Genomic DNA, 15,054 nt, shown 5'->3' with positions numbered 1-15,054 from the left:
CGTTAAGCTTTGCGTCCCATCGTCATTGCGAGCGCAGCGAAGCAATCCAGACTGCTTCCGCATAGAGATTCTGGATTGCTTCGCTGCGCTCGCAATGACGGGGAGGGGAGAGCCTACCCCACCACCTTGCTGCTGCCCTGCGTGATCAGCCGCGCCGCACGCTGATCGCGGACGTAGATCCAGAGCCAGCTCAGCGCCACCGCCATGCGATGCCGCAGGCCGATCAGGAAGTAGATGTGCGCGATGCCCCAGATCCACCACGCGATGGTGCCGCGCAGCTTGAATTTGCCGAAATCGATTACGGCGAGCCGCTTGCCGATCTGCGCAAGACTTCCGGCGTGCTTGTAGCGGAACGGGCCGGCGCTCGCGCCGCGTAAGCGCGCCTTGATCGTATCGGCGACGTGACGGCCCTGCTGCTTCGCCGCCGGCGCGATGCCCGGCACCGGCTTGCCCTCCCAGGCGTTGATCGAGACGGTGTCGCCGATCGCAAAGATCTCGGGATGGCCGGGGATCGTGAGATCGTCGGCGACCTGCACGCGCCCGGCGCGGTCGGCCGGCGCGCCCAGCCATTCCGCGGCGGGCGAGGCGCGCACGCCGGCGGCCCAGATTTTTGTCTTCGCATTCAGCCTCACGCCGCCATACACCACGCCCTCGCGGTCGATCTCGGTGACGGCCTGTCCCAGCACGACCTCGACGCCGATCTTTTCCAGCGACGCGAGCGCGTAAGCCGAGAGATCGTCGGCAAAGCCCGCGAGCACGCGCGGGCCGGCCTCGATCAGGATGACGCGCGCCTTGCGCGTGTCGATGTTGCGGAAATCGCCGGGCAGCGTGTGGTGCGCCATCTCCGCGATGGTGCCGGCGAGCTCCACGCCGGTCGGACCTGCGCCGACGATGACAAAGGTGAGCCGTGCCGCGCGCCGTGCCGGGTCGGTCTCGCGCTCGGCGCGCTCGAAGGCGACAAGGATGTGACGCCGCAGCGTGGTGGCGTCCTCCAGCGTCTTCAATCCCGGCGCCCATTGCTCCCACTCGTCATGACCGAAATAGGCGTGGCGCGCGCCGGTCGCGAGCACCAGCGTGTCGTAGGGCACCTCGCTGCCGTCCTCGAGTTGCACGCTCTTGCGCGCGCTATCGACGCCGCTGGCGGTCGCAAACAGCGTCGTGACCTCAGGGCGGTCGCGCATGAGATGGCGTACCGGCCAGGCGATATCGCTGGTCGCGAGCGAGGCGGTCGCGACCTGGTAGAGCAGCGGCTGAAACAAATGGTGGTTGCGGCGGTCGATCAGCGTGATCGCGACGCCGCTGCCGGCCAGCCGATAGGTCGTCTCCAGCCCGCCAAAGCCGGCCCCGACGATGACGACGCGGTGTGGATTCCCAGTCATGGAGCGGCCTCGATTCGCGTGAGGGGTCTCGTCCGCATTTAAGTGCGGACCGGGGCCCGCGGTCCAATAGCCGTCATCAATTGACGGATAGGCGTCGCGTATTGATGAGGGCGCGAAAAAGCGCCGCAGTCCTCACCCAAGGAAGTAGAACTATAGTTCTTGCCATTAACGATTCATACGAATTATGGTGCAGGGATCGGCGCCGAGCCATTGACGGCTCACACGATTTCGCGCCCTAAACAGGTATCCGGAGGGGGCGATCGCCCATCTTCAGGGAACGATAATGAGGAGGGGAGTGGTTATGAGGACAGCATTCTGGCTGGCGGGCGCGGCTGCGCTCGCGCTGGCAAGCCCGGCTTTCGCCGGCGACACCATCAAGATCGGTTTCGTCTCGACCTTCAGCGGCCCGACCGCCGTGATCGGCAACGACATGCGCAACTCGTTCGAGCTCGCGCTCGACCATCTCGGCCGCAAGATGGGCGGCAAGCCGGTCGAGGTAATCTACGAGGACGACCAGCAGAAGCCTGACGTCGGCAAGCAGAAGACCGAAAAACTGATCCAGTCCGACAAGGTCGATTTCATCGCCGGCTACATCTGGTCCAACGTGCTGCTCGCCTCATTGAAGCCGGTGATCGATGCGAAGACGATGATGGTCGTTGCCAACGCGGGCCCGTCGCAGCTCGCCGGCGAATTGTGTTCGCCCTACGTGTTCTCGACCTCCTGGCAGAACGATCAGACGCCGCAGGCGATGGGCCTCTACATGAACCAGAAGGGCATCAAGAGCGTGTTCCTGATCGGCCCCAACTATGCCGCGGGCAAGGATATGCTGGCCGGCGTGAAGAGCACCTTCAAGGGCGAGGTGATCGGCGAGGAATACACGGTGTGGCCGAGCCAGCTCGACTTCTCCGCCGAACTCTCCAAGGCGCGCAACTCCAAGGCGGAAGCGATCTTCGTGTTCTATCCGGGCGCTGCCGGCGTGCAGTTCCTCAATCAGTACAGCCAGGCCGGCATCAAGCAGCAGATTCCGCTCTACACCGCCTTCACCATCGATGAGCTCTCGCTGCCGCTCCAGAAGGAGAATGCCCTCGGCGTTCCCGGCGCGCAGCAATGGGTCAACGACCTGCCGAACGAGGAGAACAAGCGCTACGTCGCCGACTATCGCAAGAAGTACACCGGCCTGCGCCCGAGCTTCTACGGCGCGCAGTCCTATGACGCGGCCCAGCTCATCAACAGCGCGGTCGTCGCCGTCAATGGCGATACCAGCAAGAAGGACGAGATGAAGGCCGCGATGGAAAAGGCGACCTTCAAATCCGTGCGCGGCGCGTTCAAGTTCGGCAACAACCACATCCCGATCCAGAACTTCTATCTCCAGGACGTGGTCAAGGATGCCGAAGGCCAGCTCGCGCTGAAGACCGTCGCCACCATCGTCAAGGACGACCAGGACCGCTTCCACGACAAGTGCCCGATGAAGTGATCTTCTTCCTCCCCCTCTCCCCGTTCTTACGGGGAGAGGGTTGGGGTGAGGGGCTGCTTCCGCAATCACGGTGAGAGTTGGACTCGCGGAGAGTCCCCCTCACCCGATCGCTTCGCGCATAGCCGAAGCTTTCGCTTCGGCGTTCTTGAAAACGGCCGCCGAAGGCGGCCTATGCTCTCCCCGCAAGCGGGGCGAGGTGAAGGGTGCCCCTCGACGAAGCCCTGCGCACGCCTTACCTCTTAAGCCGTGCCGCCCCGCATCCTCACATTATCGGCCGAGCCGGCCGCGCTGCTGCCCGACCGCTTCCTGCGCTGGTTCGCGGGCCGCGGCTGGTCGCCGCGCGAACATCAGATCGCGCTGCTGGAGAAGGCGCGCGAGGATCGCTCCGCATTGCTGATCGCGCCGACCGGCGCCGGCAAGACGCTGGCGGGATTCTTGCCGACGCTGGTGGAGCTCTCGTCCCCCCGAAGTGACAAGAGCAACGTCGTTTCCACCGGCCGCGCCGTGCAGCGCGCGGGCGGCCTGCACACGCTCTACATCTCGCCGCTGAAGGCGCTCGCCGTCGACATCGCGCGCAATCTCGAGCGGCCCATCGCCGAGATGGGCCTGCCGATCAAGGTCGAGACCCGCACAGGCGACACGCCAGTGTCGCGCCGCCAGCGCCAGCGCCGCTATCCACCCGACGTGTTGCTGACCACGCCGGAGCAGCTCGCGCTGCTGCTGTCGTCCGACGACGGACCGTTCCTGTTCTCCTCGCTCAGGCGCATCGTGCTCGACGAGCTGCATGCGCTCGTCACCTCCAAGCGCGGTGATCTCCTGTCGCTCGGCCTTGCGCGCCTGTGGCGGCTGGCGCCGCAGATGCGCGCCATCGGATTGTCGGCGACCGTTGCCGAGCCGGAATCGCTGGCACGCTTCCTGATGCCGCAACCGGACGGCCGGGCGCAGTCGGCCGACATCGTCACCGCCGGAGGTGCTGCCCCGCCCGTCGTCGAGATGCTCGATACGCGCGAGCGCCTGCCGTGGTCCGGCCACTCCGCGCGTCACGCCCTTCCCGAAGTCTACGAGCTGATCAAGCAGAACAAGACCACGCTGGTCTTCGTCAACACCCGCAGCCAGGCCGAGATGCTGTTCCAGGACCTCTGGCGCATGAACGACGATGGCCTTGCGATCGCGCTGCATCACGGCTCTCTCGACGTCGCGCAGCGCCGCAAGGTCGAGGACGCGATGGCGGCGGGACGCCTGCGCGGCGTAGTCTGCACCTCCTCGCTCGATCTCGGCGTCGACTGGGGCGATGTCGATCTCGTCATCAATATCGGCGCGCCCAAGGGCTCGTCGCGGCTGATGCAGCGGATCGGCCGCGCCAATCACCGCTTTGACGAAGCCTCGCGCGCGGTGCTGGTGCCCGCCAATCGCTTCGAGGTGCTGGAATGCCGTGTCGCGATCGATGCCATCGCCGAGAATGCGCAGGACACGCCGCCCTTGCGCCTAGGCGCGCTCGACGTGCTGGCGCAGCATGTGCTGGGATGTGCCTGCGGCGAGCCGTTTCTCTCCGACGAGCTCTACAAGGAGGTGCGGACCGCAGCGCCTTACGCAAACCTTGCGCGCAACGACTTTGACGATGTCGTCGATTTCGTCGCCACCGGCGGCTATGCGCTGAAGACCTATGAGCGCTTCGCACGTATCAAGCAGGACAAGCAGGGCCGCTGGCGCGTCGCCAATCCCCGCGTGCGGCAGAGCTACCGCCTCAATGTCGGGACCATCGTCGAGGAGACGATGCTGAAGGTGCGGCTGGTGCGCTCGCGCTCGACCGGCTCGGGCTCGACAGGCGCAATCGCCCGTGGCGGCCGCGTACTCGGCGAGATCGAGGAGGTCTTTATCGAAGGCCTCAGTCCCGGCGACACCTTTGTGTTCGGCGGCGAGGTCGTGCGCTACGAGGCGCTGGCCGAGGACCAGGTCTATGTCTCGCGCGCGCATGACAAGGATCCAAAAGTGCCGTCCTATATGGGTGGCAAATTTCCGCTCTCGACCTATCTTGCGGAGCGCGTGCGAAAGCTGCTCGACGACGGGCGCGCCTGGCGCGGCCTGCCCGAGCAGGTGCGCGACTGGCTGCGTTTGCAGAAGGACGTCTCGCACGTGCCCGGCGTGCGCGAGCTGCTGGTCGAGACCTTTCCACGCGGCAACAAGCACTATCTCATCTGCTATCCCTTCGAAGGCCGGCTCGCGCACCAGACGCTCGGCATGCTCCTGACGCGCCGGCTGGAGCGCGCCCGCGCCCGGCCGCTCGGCTTTGTCGCCAACGAATATTCTGTCGCGATCTGGGGGCTGGGCGATGCCTCCTTCATGATCCGCAACGGACAGCTCGATCTCGATGCTCTCTTCAGCCCGGACATGCTGGGCGACGATCTCGAAGCCTGGCTCGCGGAGTCGGCGCTGATGAAACGCACCTTCCGCAATTGCGCCATCATCTCTGGCCTGATCGAACGCCGCTTCACCGGCGAGGAGAAGAGCAGGCGACAGGTGCTGTTCTCGACCGATCTGGTCTACGACGTCCTGCGAAAACACCAGGCCGATCACGTGCTGCTGCGCGCCGCGCGCGCCGATGCCGCCACCGGCCTGCTCGACCTCCGCCGGCTCGGCGACATGCTCGCCCGCATCCAGGGCCGTATCACCCACAGGGAACTCGACCGCGTCTCCCCGCTCGCCGTGCCCGCCCTGCTGGAAATCGGCCGCGAGTCAGTTTATGGCGAAGCATCCGACGAGCTGTTGGCGGAAGCCGCCGAGGAGCTCGTGCGGGAGGCGATGGGATAAACTGCGGGATTTAAGACGTGACGGCAGGCGCATTGGTTTCGGGGGACGATGACGACATGCGCGTGTCCAGGGTCACCGTATCAGGCGTGACGTTCGCCGCCGATCTTTCCGGCACGCTGTTCTGGGAAGAGGAGCGCCTGCTCGTCGTCTCCGACCTGCATCTGGAAAAGGGCTCGAGTTTTGCGACGCGCGGCGTGCTGCTGCCGCCATTCGACACCGTTGCCACGCTGAGCCGCCTTGCCGCCGTGATCGCGCGGCACGATCCGCGCACGGTCATCGCGCTCGGCGACAGCTTTCACGATCGCACCGCGCATGAGCGCCTTTCCGACGACGATCGCGATGCGGTCACAGCGCTTCAGTCCGGCCGCGACTGGATCTGGATTTCAGGCAATCACGATCCCGCGCTGCCGCGCGATCTCGGCGGCACCATTGCCGACGAGGTCATCGTCGGCCCGATCACGTTCCGTCATGAGCCGACCGGCGCTGCCGGCGAGATCGCCGGCCATCTGCATCCAAAGGCCCGCGTTTCCGCGCGCGGCCGCTCGATGGAGCGGCGCTGCTTTGCCTCCGACGGGATGCGCGCGATCATGCCCGCCTTCGGCGCCTATACCGGCGGCCTCAGCATCCGCGACGCCGCCTTCGCCAAAATTTTCGGTGCGCGCCATTTCACAGCACACCTGCTCGGCGACCGCCGCGTCCACGCCATCGCCGCATCGCGGTGTTCCTAAGCCGCCTTCGCCTGCAAATTGTCGCAAAATTCCGCAAGCTTATCCGCGAGCCGCAGCGTCGCCGGGCTCGCACCCGGCGCGGCCATCAGCGCCACTTCCGTCTTGTTGATCGGCGCAAACCCGTCCTTTGCCGTCAGCACGCGGTGATCGGCCTGAATCGCCATTTCCGACAAGATGCTCAAGCCCATGCCGGCGGCGACCGCGGCCTGGATGCCCGAGAGGCTCGACGACGTATAGGCCATGTGCCAGGGGCGGCCCGCGCTCTCCAGCGCATGGATGGCGCCGGCGCGGTAGAGGCAGCCGAGCGGAAAGCCGATCAGCGGCACGGATGTCACGTTGGCCTGGATCGGGTGGCTTTTGCTGGTGACCCAGTGCACGCGCTCGGGCCACACCGCGATCGCACCACCTTCGCCGGCCGCACGCTTGAACAGCGCAAGGTCGAGCTCGCCGCGTTCGAGATCGCGCTTGAGATGCTTGCTCTGGTCGGCGCGCACGTCGAGCCGCAGGCCGGGATGCGAGCGCGAGAACGCGCCGAGCAATTTTGCGAGACGGTAGGCGGCAAAGTCCTCGGGAATGCCGAGCCTGACCGCGCCCTCGTTGCCCGGCTGCTGCAGCACGTCGCGCGCTTCTTCGGCGAGCGACAGCAGCCGCCGTGCGTAAGACAGCAGCCGCTCGCCGGCTTCGGTCGGGCGCACGTCCTTGCCGTCACGGTGCAGCAGCATTTGGCCGACATCCTCTTCCAGCCGCTTGATCTGCTGGCTGACGGTCGACTGGGTGCGATGGACGCGCTCACCGGCGCGGGTGAAGCCGCCGGCATCGACCACCGAGACGAAGCTGCGCAAAAGCTCCAGATCGAGCATGGCGGGCTCCATTCGAATTTCCACTGCAGGCAAGTTAATCATTTAATTTCCAAATGGCAAGGTGCGCTCCTAGATCGAGGGTCAGGAGAATGCCCATGTCGCTTGCGCCTTCGATTGCCGTCCCCCGCACCCGATTCAACCCGCTGCCGCTCTACATCGGCGTGTTCTGCCTGCTCTGGAGCTACGCCTTCGTCGCCGGCAAGATCGGCGTCACCCATTGCCCGCCGCTGATCCTGCTCGCCGCGCGCTTCTCGCTCGCCGGCATTTTGATCCTCGGCATCTCCGCGTTCCAGCGCGGCGGCTGGTCGATGTCCTGGCGCGACGCCGCGATGTTCGCGGTGCTCGGCATTGCCAACAACGCGCTCTATCTGGGGCTCGGCTACACCGGCCTGCAATCGGTCTCCGCCGGCCTCGGCGGATTGATCGTGTCGGCCAATCCCGTGTTCACGGCGGCGCTCGCGGCTCTGTTCCTTGGCGAAGGCATGACCTGGCGCAAGGCGGGCGGTCTTTTGCTGGGCGTCGTCGGCGTCACCTTCATCGTCTGGCATCGCCTGTCGGTTGGTACGGACAGCTTTCACGGCATCGTGTTCACGTTGGCATCGCTCGCCTCGATCGTCGCCGGCACAATTTTGTTCAAGCTGTTCGCGCCGAAGGGCTCGCTGTGGCTCGGCAACGGCATCCAGAATCTCGCCGCCGGCATCGTGCTGACGCCTGTTGCGCTGACCTTTGCCGACGTTCACGCGATCCAGTTCACATCAGGCCTGTTAGGTGCCTTCGCCTTCCTGGTGCTCGGCGGCTCGATCCTCGCCTCTCTGCTCTGGTTCCATCTCCTGAAAGTGTGCGGCGCCACTGTGGCCAGCAGCTATCACTTCCTGATGCCGCCGCTCGGCATGCTGTTCGCCTTCCTCGTGCTCGGCGAGCACATCGAGGCGCGCGACCTGCTCGGAATCATTCCCGTCGCGCTCGGCATTTATCTCGTGACGCGCCCCGCAGCCTCAAACCCCGCTTCGTAACCGGAGTCCATCATGTCCATATCCATCACGCTGATCGGCGGTCCGACCGCGCTCATCGAGATCGACGGTTTTCGCCTGCTCACCGATCCCACCTTCGACGCGCCGGGCGCCTATCAACTGCCGCATGTGACGCTGGAGAAGACCATCGGCCCCGCGCTCAAGGCCGATGCCATCGGCCCGGTCGATGCCGTCCTGCTCAGCCACGACCAGCATTCCGACAATCTCGACAATTCCGGCCGCGAGCTGCTCACGAAAGTGAAGCGCGTGCTGACGACGCAAATCGGCGCCAAACGGCTGGGCGGCCATGTCGAAGGTTTCGCGCCCTGGGATACGACCGAGATCCGTAATCGCGACGGTGCAAGACTGACGATCACGGCGACGCCCGCGCGTCACGGCCCGGCCGGCATCGAGCCGCTCGCCGGTGACGTCATCGGCTTCGTCGTCTCCTCCAGCAACAAGGACACGCGCCCGGTCTATATCAGCGGCGACACCACCTGGTTCGACGGCGTCGCCGAAGTCGCGCGCCGCTTCAAATGCGGCGTGGTGCTGCCCTTCGCCGGCGCCGCGCAGACGCGCGGGCCGTTCCACGTCACCATGGACACCAACGACACCATCGAGACCGCGCGCGCCTTTCCCGACGCCATGATCGTGCCCGTGCATACCGAAGGCTGGAAGCACTTTCGCCAAAGCAGCGAGGATCTGCGCAAGACCTTTGACGTCCTCGGCTTCGGTCCGCGATTGCGGCTGCTCGAGCCCGGCGTACCGACGGTGATCGAGGCGTAGCTGTTGCCACGCCCCTCTTTGCGAGCGAACGGTCGTCTGGTCTAGCCCTCGAGGATCGCGACCGCTCGCGTCCACCCTGCCGAGGCGCGTTCGATCTTGACCGGGAAGCACGACACCGTGAAGCCTGTCGACGGCAGCAGTTCGAGATTGTGCAGCTTTTCGAGGTGACAATAGCCGATATGACGGCCAGCCTTGTGGCCCTCCCAGATCAGGCTGGCGTCCTTGGTCTCGGCATATTTCTTCGCGGTGTAGACGAACGGCGCGTCCCAGCTCCAGCCGTCGATGCCGGTCAGCCGCACGCCGCGCTCGAGCAGGTACATGGTCGCCTCATAGCCCATGCCGCAGCCTGAGGTGACGTAGTCCTGCCGACCATATTTGGCGCCGGCGCTGGTGTTGACGACGACGATGTCGAGCGGCCTCAACTCATGACCGATGCGCTTGAGCTCGGCCTCGACATCTGCGGCAGTGGCGACGTAGCCGTCGGGAAGGTGGCGGAAATCGAGCTTCACGCCGGGCTGGAAGCACCACTCCAGCGGCACCTCGTCGATGGTCCAGGCGCGCTCGCCACGGTTCATCGTGGGATGAAAGTGCCAGGGTGCGTCGAGATGGGTTCCGTTGTGGGTCGACAGCGAGACCTGCTCGACGGCCCAGCCTTGTCCGTCCGGCAGATCCGCAGCCTTCAACCCGTCGAAGAACTGCAGCATGCGCGGCAGGCCTTGCTGATGATCGATGTACTGGATCGTCGGATGGGCCCCCGGCGGATCGGCGGGCACGTCGTTTTGCAGGGGAACGGAGATGTCGATCAGCTTTCGCGCCATGGCGTTTCCTCGATGGATTGTTGTTGTCAGTCGCCGAGCGGTCTAGACGTCCTGCCGCTCGACCCGGTTCTTCAAAATGCCGATCTTCTCGACCTCGAGCTCGACCGTGTCGCCATGCTCGAGATACCAGCCGAGCTCGAGCCCGCAACCATTGCCGACGGTGCCGGAGCCGATGAATTCGCCGGGCATCAGCGTCTCGTCCTGCGTGACGTGGGCGATGATCTCCTCGAACGAGAACAGCATGCCGTCGGAGACACCCTTTGAGCGGGTCTCGCCGTTGACGCGCGCTTCCATCTTCAGCTTGTAGGGATCGCCAATCTCGTCCGGCGTCACGATCCAGGGTCCCATCACATTGCCGCCGTCAAAACTCTTGCCCTTGGCCGGACCGAGCCGGCCCTCCATCTCGATTCGCTGCGCGTCGCGTGCCGAGAAATCGTTGAAGATGGTGTAGCCGAAGATGTGATCCCTGGCCTTCGCCGCGGAGATGTTTGCGCCCTTGTTCCTGGTGATGATCCCGAACTCGAGCTCGTAGTCCATCACCTTGCTGTAGCGCGGCCATTTCACCGTCGTATTGGTGCCGCGGACGCTGAAGCGGTTGGTGATGTAGAAGATCGGCTGCTTGCGATAGACCTCGGGCAGCTCGCCGAGCGGTTCGGCATCGATCCGTGCCAGCTCGGCCGTGTCCCCCTTGGCGCGCGCGGCGAGCTTTCGCTGCCCGCGCGGCGCCTGCAGGATGTGCAACGGAAACGACATGCCGTCGCGCATCTGCCTCGGCTCCGGCACCGGCGCGAGAATGGCGACATCGCTGACCGCCGCCGACAACGCCGGGTCCCGCCCGTGCTTCTCAAACAACGCCGCAGCCCGGTCGAGCGCGCGCGGACCGGCATCGATCAGCGCCAGCATCGACGCAAAGGCCGGATCATTTTGCCCCTCCCGCGCGTCCGCCGCGGCGAGATCAAACAGCTGGCTGTCGTGGGCATGGACGAGGCCGATCTTGTCCCGACCGTCCGATTTGAATGTTGCGAGCTTCACCTTGGGCACCCCTTGCTATTGTTGTAAATATATGATCAAAGAAAATATCGATAATCAAGAGCAAAGAATATAACTGGAGGGAAGCGTGGTGGGGTGTAGCCAGGTAACGCGGGTTTTGACGGCTTTCGCACTCGGTCTCGGCGTGTCCTTGGCCGCGACGGCCGGCGCCGTTGCGCAGACGAAGATTCAGGTCGGCTGCACCGCGACGACCGACTGCGCCTCCGCGATGGTCGCGGTCGACGAGGGCATCTTCAAAAAGCACGGACTCGACGTCGAGATGACCCCGATCGCGATCAATTCGAATATCCCAGCGGCGATCCTGTCGAACTCGATTCAGATCGGCGGCCCGACCTCCACCGTTTTTCTGCAAGCCGCCGACGGCGGTCTCGACCTCGTCGCGATCGCCGGCGCAACCGTGATGAACCCGACCTCCAACACCGCGATCACGGCCTTCGTCCGCAACGGCATCACCATCAAGGAGCCGAAGGATTTCGTCGGCAAGAAAGTCGGCGCGCCCGGGCTGAACGCCTTCCTGCACGTGCTGTTCGTCAATGGCTGGTCGAGAAGGGCGTCGACCCCAAGAGCGTCAACTTCGTCGAAGTGACGTTCCCGACCATGGCCGACATCATCAAATCGGGCGGCGTCGACGCGGTGCTGACCGCTGAGCCATTCGTGACGCGCATGACCAACGCCGGGCTCGGCTCGGTCGGCGCGCGCTATGCCAACGATCTCGCGCGCACCGATCCGATCATCTTCTACGCCGCATCGCGCGAATGGGCCGAGAAGAATGCCGCCGCCGTGAAAAAATTCCGTGAGGCGATCGCGGAAGCCGCGGTCATCGTCAACGGCGACCGTGAGAAAGCGTCCGCTGCGATCGCAAAATTCACGAAGCAGCCCCTCGATCTCGTCAAGGCGACGCCGCCGAACCAGGCCGAGCCCAATCTCAAGCCAGGCAACCTCGTCTGGTGGATCGATGTCATGACGACGCAGAAGATGCTGCAATCGAAGCTCGATCCCTCGAAGCTCGTGCTGAACTGAGGATCCCGCGATGCCGGCCGTCGAACGCCCGCTTGAACGTCCCACCGGCGAGGCCAGCACGCTGAGCGAACGTGCCGCAAGTCTCGTCGAGCAGGACATCCTGGCGGGACGCCTCGCGCCGGGAGCGCGGCTTGGCATCGTCGACCTGGTGCAGCGCTACGAGATCGGCGCTACGCCGCTGCGCGAAGGCCTCTCGCGGTTGATGTCGCGCGGGCTGATCGTCGCCATCGGCCAGCGCGGTTTTCGTGTCGCCGAGGTCAGCCGTGACGATCTCGCCGATATCACCTGCATGCGCACGGCGGTCGAGATCGCCGCCATCCGCCTCGCCATCATCCACGGCGATGACGCCTGGGAAGCCGGCATCCTGAGCGCGCTGCACCGCATGCGCCGGCATATCGAGCGCACCGGCAACGAGTTCCGCGAGGGCGCCGCCGATTTCGACCACCTGCACAAGGGTTTTCACACGGCGCTGCTCGCGGCTTGCGGTTCGCAACGGATGCTGGCCGCCCATTCCGACCTCTACGACCAGGCCTATCGCTATCGCCGCGTCATGATGCGCGCGATCGACAGCGGCGAGGATTTCATCCGCAGCCACCAGATGCTCGCCGATTGTGTGCTTGCGCGCGATCTGCCGGCTGCACAGGACATGCTGGCGGCGCATCTGCGCTCGACCATCAATTTCGTCTATCCGCCTGATGACAAGGAGACCTCATGAGCGTCGTAGCAAGGCTCGATGAGGCGAAAGCAGCGCGGCGTGGCACACCCCTGATCGCCTTCAACGGTACGACTCTGCGTCTCGGCGGCAAGACCATCATCGAGCAACTCGATCTGGAGGTGCGGCCGGGCGAGTTCGTTTGCATCGTCGGGGCTTCCGGGTGCGGCAAGACGACGGCGTTGCGGCTCGCGGCCGGCCTTTACCGGCCGAGCGAGGGCGCCGTGACCTTCAACGGCGAACCGATGACCGAGCCGCGGCGCGAGGTCGCGGTCGTGTTCCAGGATTATGGCAAGGCACTGCTGCCGTGGCGGACGGCCGCCGGCAACATCTCGCTGGCGCTCGAAGCGAGCCGCGTGCCCTCGCGCGAGCGCAACGGGCGCATCGACGCCCTGCTGCGCAAGGTCGGCCTGCCCGGCCACGCCGACAAATACCCGACCGAGATGTCGGGCGGGATGCAGCAGCGCTTGCAGATCGCGCGCTGCCTTGCGCAGGAGCCGACGACGCTGCTGATGGACGAACCGTTCGGCGCGCTGGATGCGATGACGCGGCAGGGCCTTCAGGACGAAGTGCTGTCGCTGACCCAGGCGAGCCGCACCACCGTGATCTTCGTGACCCATGATCTCGACGAGGCCATCTATCTCGGCGACCGTGTCATTGGTTTGTTGCCGCATCCGGGGCGGATCGGCATCGAGATCGACGTCAACCTGCCGCGCCCGCGCGACCAGCTCGCCACGCGCGAGCATCCGGAGTTTTTGAGGTTGCGCCGGCAATTGTTCGACTTCATCAAGGCGACCGAACATTGACCCTTGCGCGCGCCAAACCCGTTCTGTTGCCGGCGGCGGCATTGCTGGCGTTCGAATTGTGGGCGCGCCTCAGCCACCTCCAGAGCGACAGCCTCGCGCCGCCGAGTGCGATCGTGGTGGCGCTGGGCGCCGCGATCGGCGATCTCTCCATCCTGGCCGCCACCCGTGACACGCTGTTCGCGGCCTTCGTGGGGCTCGCGGCCGGTGGCGGCATCGGCCTCATGCTCGGCGTGGCGTTCGGGATTTCGAGGCCGCTCGACCGGCTGATGGAGGTGACGATCGAGGCGATCCGCCCGATCCCCTCGATCGCGCTGCTGCCGATCGCGCTCATTTCGCTCGGCTTCGGCTACCGCATGGAGATCGTGATCGTGGCCTTTGCCTGCGTCTGGCCGATGCTCATCCTGACGCGGGCTGCGGTGCGCAGCATCGAGCCGCGTTTGATGGAGGTGTCGCGCGCATTGCGGTTGTCGCCGGCGCAACGCATCGCAAAGATCGTCATCCCCGCAGCATTGCCGCGGATATTCGTCGCCTTCCGCCTGTCGGCCGGCATCGCGCTGATCGTCGCCGTCACCGTCGAGATCGCGATCAATCCGCTCGGCCTAGGTGCCGGCATCATGCTGGCGCAGCAGGCGCTGCGCGCCGACCTGATGCTCGCCTATCTCGTCTGGATCGGGGTGATCGGCTACGCGCTCAACATCCTGTTGATCGCCGCCCAGCGCCGCCTGTTCGGCCGCGCGGCACTCGCCGGAGACAACACATGAATCGCGCGGCGATCCTCTGGCGCGTCGCCAGCATCCTCGTCGCAGCCGGCTTCATCGCGGCTTGGCAGCTCGTCGCCAACCTGAAGCTGGTGTCGCCGGTGTTCCTGCCCGGTCCGGATCGCGCCTGGACTGCGCTGGTGCGCGGCTTTTCGAGCGGCGACCTCGCCAGCAAGCTCATCGGCACGCTCGAGCACATGGCCTATGGCTGGCTCGCCGCCTCGATCGCCGGCATTGCGCTCGGCGCGCTGATCGGATCGTCGAAGCTGATGCGGGCCTATGTCGCGCCGTCGTTGGAATTCCTACGACCGTTGCCGGTCTCGGCGATCATCCCGGTTGCGATCGCGATGCTCGGGCTGACACAGGGCATGGCCTTGTTCGTCATCGCCTTCGGTGCGATCTGGCCCATCATGCTCGCGACAATTCACGGCTTTGCCGCGGTCGAGCCGCGGCTCTACGAGGTCGCCCGCGCCTTGCAGATGTCGCGCATGGCGGTGATCGCGAAGATCGCGCTGCCGTCGGCGCTGCCCGACATTCTGGCCGGCATGCGGCTCAGCCTGACCGTCGCGCTGATCCTGTCGGTGGTTTGCGAGATCCTGGCCGGGCTCGACGGGCTTGGCCACTGGGTGCTGCTGTCGGCCCGTGCGTTCCGCTCCGCCGACCTGTTCGCCGGGGTCATCCTGCTCGGCGCCACCGGCTATCTCACCTCAGTCGCGATGTCGGTCGTCGAGCAGCGCCTGCTCGCCTGGCAGGCGGCTGCGCGCTAAAGCGCGATGGCTTCAGGTCGAATCGTCATCGCGCTTTAGCTCTTTTGTTTGAGCATGATCTTCTCGGAAAACCGCTGC

The 15,054-nt window shown here is 65.4% G+C and carries 15 protein-coding genes; 11 read left to right on the top strand and 4 right to left on the bottom strand.

Annotated elements, in window-relative coordinates:
• Positions 1-113: 113 nt before the first annotated feature.
• Positions 114-1,379, bottom strand: coding sequence for an NAD(P)/FAD-dependent oxidoreductase (locus C2U70_RS02745; RefSeq protein ID WP_140976325.1), 1,266 nt, complete (start codon positions 1,377-1,379; stop codon positions 114-116).
• 301 nt (positions 1,380-1,680) lie between these two features.
• Between C2U70_RS02745 and C2U70_RS02740 the strand changes: the two genes are divergently transcribed.
• The 3 genes from C2U70_RS02740 (at position 1,681) to pdeM (ending at position 6,389) form a co-directional block, all read left to right on the top strand.
• Complete coding sequence (locus C2U70_RS02740) at positions 1,681-2,853, top strand: ABC transporter substrate-binding protein (RefSeq protein WP_140976324.1); 1,173 nt, start codon at positions 1,681-1,683, stop codon at positions 2,851-2,853.
• Positions 2,854-3,099: 246 nt separating this feature from the next.
• Positions 3,100-5,661 (top strand): ligase-associated DNA damage response DEXH box helicase, encoded by a 2,562-nt coding sequence (locus C2U70_RS02735; protein WP_140976323.1) that lies wholly within the window; start codon positions 3,100-3,102, stop codon positions 5,659-5,661.
• Between the two features lie 56 nt (positions 5,662-5,717).
• Positions 5,718-6,389, top strand: coding sequence for a ligase-associated DNA damage response endonuclease PdeM (pdeM, locus tag C2U70_RS02730; RefSeq protein WP_186294025.1), 672 nt, complete (start codon positions 5,718-5,720; stop codon positions 6,387-6,389).
• Here the strand turns inward: pdeM and C2U70_RS02725 are convergent.
• Complete coding sequence (locus C2U70_RS02725) at positions 6,386-7,249, bottom strand: LysR family transcriptional regulator (protein WP_186294029.1); 864 nt, start codon at positions 7,247-7,249, stop codon at positions 6,386-6,388. The genes pdeM and C2U70_RS02725 overlap by 4 nt on opposite strands.
• A gap of 95 nt (positions 7,250-7,344) precedes the next feature.
• Here C2U70_RS02725 and C2U70_RS02720 point away from each other — a divergent pair, with 95 nt between their 5' ends.
• Both C2U70_RS02720 and C2U70_RS02715 read left to right on the top strand, forming a co-directional pair.
• Positions 7,345-8,262, top strand: a complete 918-nt coding sequence (locus C2U70_RS02720; RefSeq protein WP_140976320.1) for a DMT family transporter — start codon at positions 7,345-7,347, stop codon at positions 8,260-8,262.
• Between the two features lie 12 nt (positions 8,263-8,274).
• Positions 8,275-9,045: an MBL fold metallo-hydrolase gene (locus C2U70_RS02715; protein WP_140976319.1), complete on the top strand. Its 771-nt coding sequence runs from the start codon at positions 8,275-8,277 to the stop codon at positions 9,043-9,045.
• Between the two features lie 41 nt (positions 9,046-9,086).
• Here the strand turns inward: C2U70_RS02715 and C2U70_RS02710 are convergent, their stop codons facing one another.
• Both C2U70_RS02710 and C2U70_RS02705 read right to left on the bottom strand, forming a co-directional pair.
• Positions 9,087-9,863, bottom strand: a complete 777-nt coding sequence (locus tag C2U70_RS02710) for a cyclase family protein (RefSeq protein WP_140976318.1) — start codon at positions 9,861-9,863, stop codon at positions 9,087-9,089.
• A gap of 42 nt (positions 9,864-9,905) precedes the next feature.
• A complete protein-coding gene (locus C2U70_RS02705) occupies positions 9,906-10,895 on the bottom strand; it encodes a fumarylacetoacetate hydrolase family protein (RefSeq protein WP_140976317.1) in 990 nt (329 codons plus the stop codon).
• Positions 10,896-11,010: 115 nt separating this feature from the next.
• Between C2U70_RS02705 and C2U70_RS33630 the strand changes: the two genes are divergently transcribed.
• The 6 genes from C2U70_RS33630 to C2U70_RS02680 are packed head-to-tail and all read left to right on the top strand — an operon-like array spanning position 11,011 to position 14,976.
• Entirely contained in the window at positions 11,011-11,499 is a 489-nt protein-coding gene (locus C2U70_RS33630; RefSeq protein WP_283810332.1) for an ABC transporter substrate-binding protein, read from the top strand.
• Positions 11,496-11,933 (top strand): ABC transporter substrate-binding protein, encoded by a 438-nt coding sequence (locus C2U70_RS33625; protein ID WP_283810331.1) that lies wholly within the window; start codon positions 11,496-11,498, stop codon positions 11,931-11,933. Before C2U70_RS33630 ends, C2U70_RS33625 begins: the two co-directional genes overlap by 4 nt.
• A 10-nt stretch (positions 11,934-11,943) precedes the next feature.
• Positions 11,944-12,648 carry a GntR family transcriptional regulator gene (locus C2U70_RS02695; protein ID WP_140976316.1) on the top strand — a complete coding sequence of 235 codons (705 nt, stop codon included), beginning with the start codon at positions 11,944-11,946 and terminating at the stop codon, positions 12,646-12,648.
• Entirely contained in the window at positions 12,645-13,451 is an 807-nt protein-coding gene (locus C2U70_RS02690) for an ABC transporter ATP-binding protein (RefSeq protein WP_140976315.1), read from the top strand. Before C2U70_RS02695 ends, C2U70_RS02690 begins: the two co-directional genes overlap by 4 nt.
• Positions 13,448-14,212, top strand: a complete 765-nt coding sequence (locus C2U70_RS02685; protein WP_140976314.1) for an ABC transporter permease — start codon at positions 13,448-13,450, stop codon at positions 14,210-14,212. Before C2U70_RS02690 ends, C2U70_RS02685 begins: the two co-directional genes overlap by 4 nt.
• Positions 14,209-14,976 carry an ABC transporter permease gene (locus C2U70_RS02680; RefSeq protein WP_140976313.1) on the top strand — a complete coding sequence of 256 codons (768 nt, stop codon included), beginning with the start codon at positions 14,209-14,211 and terminating at the stop codon, positions 14,974-14,976. Before C2U70_RS02685 ends, C2U70_RS02680 begins: the two co-directional genes overlap by 4 nt.
• The last annotated feature ends 78 nt before the right edge of the window (positions 14,977-15,054 follow it).

The sequence above is a fragment of the Bradyrhizobium guangdongense genome (assembly GCF_006483445.1).
GTDB classification, from domain to species: Bacteria; Pseudomonadota; Alphaproteobacteria; order Rhizobiales; family Xanthobacteraceae; genus Bradyrhizobium; species Bradyrhizobium guangdongense_A.
This window is presented reverse-complemented; position numbering and strand designations above follow the sequence as displayed.